The sequence below is a fragment of the uncultured Kluyvera sp. genome, from assembly GCF_902485085.1.
In the GTDB taxonomy this organism is placed as follows: domain Bacteria; phylum Pseudomonadota; class Gammaproteobacteria; order Enterobacterales; family Enterobacteriaceae; genus Kluyvera; species Kluyvera ascorbata.
In genome coordinates, this window is sequence record NZ_CABTJS010000038.1 from 1 (window position 1) to 4,411 (window position 4,411).

Here is a 4,411-nt window from a genome sequence, read left to right on the forward strand (position 1 = left end):
CGTCTGCTCCGGAAACAGGAATGGCCGAGTAGCAAAACAGACTCAGCCAGAAAATAATAATAAGTACTGCAACGGGAAGCCCCCACAGCAGCACCGGGTGTTTTAGCGCGGTCATTTCATATCGGTAAGCGGCTGATGGTGGAAGATTTTTACCGTGTCAGCGGCAATACGCTCTGCGGCAAAAATACCGCGCATCCGCGCCCAGGCGTTACTGTCGACTGAAGCAACCTGCTGCTTCTGCGCGGCGGTTAATATCTGCCAGAGCGGATCTTGTTGCCAGCGTTTAACAATGCTCTCTTCGCGATAGTGGGCAACCAGCAGCCAGGCAGGATTGACCGCCAGCAGTTGCTCCAGGCCGATGGACGGCATGGACGCGCCCGCCATCGCAGCGGGAACGTTCAGCCCCAGAGAAGCCAGCACGCTGCCGGTCCAGGTCTCCTGGGTATGCAGGTTGAATAGCTGTTCGCGTGATGTGCCAAAGGCCACGCGTGTCCCTGTGGGAAGCTGGCTGGCCCACTGCGCCATCTTCTCTTTATGTTGTTCCAGACGCGCCTGCATCTCTCGTTTTTTACCTACCACTTCGCCGATGATAGCCGCTGAGTGCAAATTTTCAGCGTAGGTTTCGTTGCGGGACTTAAGCAGCAGTACCGGCGCGATTTGCTGCAAGGCGGTGTAAATCCCCGCATGGCGACTGCTGTCGGCAATGATCAGGTCTGGTTTCAGGGCAGCAATGGCTTCCAGGCTCGGCTGCGCGCGCGTTCCGACGGACTGCCACGGTTTCAGGTGCGCACGCACTTCGGGCAGGATGCGTTTTGCATCGTTATCGTCGGCAATACCGATCGGGCTGACGTCCACGGCGGCCAGCGCATCGGCGAACGAGAGTTCCAGCACCACAATCCGTTGTGGCGTTTTTTCGAGTGTAAACGTGCCGTGTTCGTCCTGAACCGTGGCGGCAAAGGCGTGGCTGATCACCAGCAGCAGGCCTGCAAAAACAAAACGGATAAATGCCAACATAATCACATTCCAGCTAAAAGCCCGGCAAGCCGGGCGTTAACACATCAGAACTTCAACGACCCCTGCATATACAGCGTGCGCGGCTGGCCTGCGTAGATGCCTTTGTTGTTGTCGTCATAAGAGCGGATGAAGTAGTCCTGGTCGAAGATGTTTTTCACACCGAACGCCAGGTTCAGATCTGCCATCTGCGGGCCAAAGTCATACGCCACGCGTGCGCCCCAGAGCATGAAGCCGGGAATGCGGCCGGTACTGCCGTCGGCGCTCTCTTTCACCGTATTGGCGTTATCCGCAAACTGGCTGGACTGGAAATCGCTGTTCAGATTGAACGTCCAGTTGCCCGGCTTGTAGTCCACGCCCAGCGTGCCTTTATGTTTCGGGGAGAATGGCACCTGATTGCCATAGGTGTCGCCTTTCTCGCGGATTTCCGCGTTCACATACGCATAGCTGGCGTAGACGGAAACGTTATCAAGCGTTGGCGTTAGCGTACCCAGGTCGTAACGTGCCTGCGTTTCCAGCCCGGTATGGCGCGTTTTGCCACGTGCAGTGACGGTGTCGTTGGTCTGGTTGGAGTCGTACTGATTGTTAAAGTTAATCAGGAACAGCCCCATTTCCGCCGTCAGCGCGCCGTCGTCGTAGCGGGTACCGAGTTCCCAGGTTCGCGCTTTTTCCGGTTCCACATTGCCGCTTTGCACAGCCTTGCCAATCTGGCTGTACTGTACGGTGCCGAACGAGCCTTCAGTGTTTGCATAAAGATTCCAGCTATCAGTCAGGTGATAGAGCACGTTCAACGCCGGAAGCGGTGCGTTATAGCTCACCTCTTCGTGCGTGCCTTTGATGGCGTTGTTCTGGTATGACTCGATATGTTCGAAACGCATACCCGGCGTGATGGTCCAGTTACCGATGTCGATTTTGTCATCCAGATACCAGGCGTGCGCCTCGGTGCCGGAACGCGTGTCGCGGTCGTAAGGGCTTGAGCCGGACGGCAACTGCCCGCTGCTGGTGGCGGTGTAGTAACGCATTTCATGCGTTGATTCATTCACATAGCGATAGCCCACGCCCACTTCGTGCGCGGAAGGGCCGATCATAAAGCTCTGGCTGTAGCGTGGCTCAATACCGCGCACCCAGTAGTTACGCGGCGAGAGGGTGATGCGTTTGCCTTGCTCCAGGTAGCCGCTGCGCAGGGTTTGGGTGTAGAACCCCAGAATGTTGAATTTATGCTGGCTGTCCGGCTGGAACTGGTAGCCCAGGCTCGCCAGCTTGCGACGGCCCCAGAAGCGGTCATACGGGCGGGTGGATTGCCAGCGATCGGCGTCGTAATCCGCGCGAGACAGGCCACCGGGCATGTCGGCTTCACCGTCGTAATATTGCAGCAGGCTGTTGAAGGTGTGCACCTCATCCGGCGCATATTTGCTTTTCAGCATCAGGTCGTCGATGCGGGTGGCGCTGTGCTCGCGCCAGTCACTGCCGCGCGTGCCGGAGTAGAGCAGCGCGGTGCCAAAACCGTTGTCCGCTGTGCCGCCCACCATCAGGTTGTGCGTCTCTTTCGGGTTGTTTTGTGAAGAGGTTGGGCTGAGCTGACCTTCCACGCCCGCCTCGATACCAAAGTCCTGCGGAATGGCACGGGTAACAAAGTTCACCACGCCGCCCACGCTCTGCGGTCCGTAACGCACCGCACCACCACCGCGCACCACGTCAATGGCATCCATGTTGCCGAGCGAAACGGGAGCCAGTGAAAGCTGCGGCTGACCGTAAGGGGCAAAGGGGACGGGGATGCCGTCCATCAGGACGGTCGAGCGGCTGGCGAGGCGTGGGTTCAGGCCCCGGATGCCAAAGTTCATCGCCAGGTCGTGGCTGCCGGTGCCGTTGTTTTCCGGCGCGCTGACGCCAGGGATGCGGTTAAGCACCTCACGCATGGTGGTTGCGCCGGTTTTGGCGAAATCCTCACGGCGGATCACGTCACGCGCGCCAGCATGTTCAAATACGTCGTTTTCACGCGCATCGCCCAGCCAGTCGCCGACCACGGTCAGGGCATCTTCTTTTGGCGCGGGCGCGGGCTCCAGCGTCCAGCTGTTATTTCCCAGCGGTTTTACCTGCAGTCCGCTGCCGTCCAGCAGCTGTTGCAGGCCGCTCTCGACGTCGTAATCTCCGTGCAGGCCGTTGCTCTGCTTGCCGCGCGTCAGGCTGGCGTCAACCGAGAGGGTAATTCCGCTGTGTGCGGCATACTGATTGAGCGCTTTGTCGAGCGATCCCGGTGCGATATCAACCTGTGCAGCAAAAGCGGAAAACGAGAGACCGGCCAGCGGCAGCAGGCTCAGGCGAATGGCGTTAACCAAAGGTGTTGTTTTACGAAAAACGCGTAACGGCGTCATACCTTCTCCATCATCATTTTTGTTGTGTTCAGCTATGAGTCGAACGAGAAGGTAAAAAGGACAATCGAAATGAGAATTATTTTTCTTACAGCGGTGAAATGTTTATCCAGTACCGCGTAATAGACTGAATTTTAACGGGAAGCGTTTGAGCGATAACGTTCAGGATCGCATCGGTATTTTTCAGCGGGAACGTCCCGCTCAGGCGCAGCCCGGCAACGGCGGGATCGCAGCGCAGCACGCCGTTGCGGTAACGGCTTAGCGTGGCTATCACCTCACCCAGCGGTTTATCGCTGAAGCTCAGGATGCCCTTCGTCCAGCTTGTACTCTCGTCATCCAGCGGTTTCACTGCGCCAAACTCAGAGGCGCTGAACTGCAGGCTTTCACCAGCGTTCACGATGCGTTTTTGCGCGGGGGCACTGGCGAGAAGCACTTCCACAGCGTGCTGCTGAACGTCAAGCTGCGTGAAATTATCCTGCTGGCGGACGGTAAATTCTGTCCCTAAAGCAGTGAGCTGGCCCTGACGGGTCAGGATACGGAAGGGGCGTTGCAGGGCATCTTTCGCGGTAGTAATGGCGATTTCACCGTACCAGAGCCGGACGGTGCGCTGATGCGCATCAAAACGCACATCCGCCGCGCTTTGGGTATTCAGCGTGAGCAGGGAGCCATCTTCCAGTTGCTGACGGCTGACTGCGCCTTTGGCGGTGCGGTAATCTGCCCGCAGACCTTCGCCGGTTTCCGACTGCCAGAGTTGCCAGCCTCCGCCAGCGCCGAGCAACAGCAGTAATCCTTTCATCACGTGACGGCGGGTGAGGCGGGTATCGTGCAGCGCCCGGCTGGCAACGTCGCCAGGCACACCGCCAAGCTGGTTGCGCAGGTTTTCAACCTGCTGCCAGGCCCACTGGTTATCCTGATCCTGTTCATACCACTGTTGCCAGCGCGCTTCCTGTTGTGGGCTGACGCGCTCGCCGCTTAGCACGGCATACCAGTGGGAAGCTGAACGCAGCGCCTGACGGCGGGAATCGGTTAAC

Annotated in this window: 3 protein-coding genes and 1 pseudogene; all 4 read right to left on the reverse strand. The window is 58.3% G+C overall.

The window, feature by feature from the left end; genetic code table 11:
• Positions 1-115: pseudogene (gene fecC / locus RDN66_RS05755) on the reverse strand (iron-dicitrate ABC transporter permease FecC); the annotation flags it as partial.
• Positions 112-1,014, reverse strand: a complete 903-nt coding sequence (fecB, locus tag RDN66_RS05760) for a Fe(3+) dicitrate ABC transporter substrate-binding protein FecB (RefSeq protein ID WP_308537659.1) — start codon at positions 1,012-1,014, stop codon at positions 112-114. The pseudogene fecC and the gene fecB, both read right to left, overlap by 4 nt.
• A gap of 44 nt (positions 1,015-1,058) precedes the next feature.
• On the reverse strand, positions 1,059-3,383 hold the full coding sequence (gene fecA, locus RDN66_RS05765; protein ID WP_308537660.1) for a TonB-dependent Fe(3+) dicitrate receptor FecA: 2,325 nt from the start codon (positions 3,381-3,383) through the stop codon (positions 1,059-1,061).
• Positions 3,384-3,468: 85 nt separating this feature from the next.
• A partial coding sequence (fecR, locus tag RDN66_RS05770; protein ID WP_308537661.1) for a ferric citrate uptake sigma factor regulator FecR occupies positions 3,469-4,411 on the reverse strand: 943 nt, incomplete at its 5' end.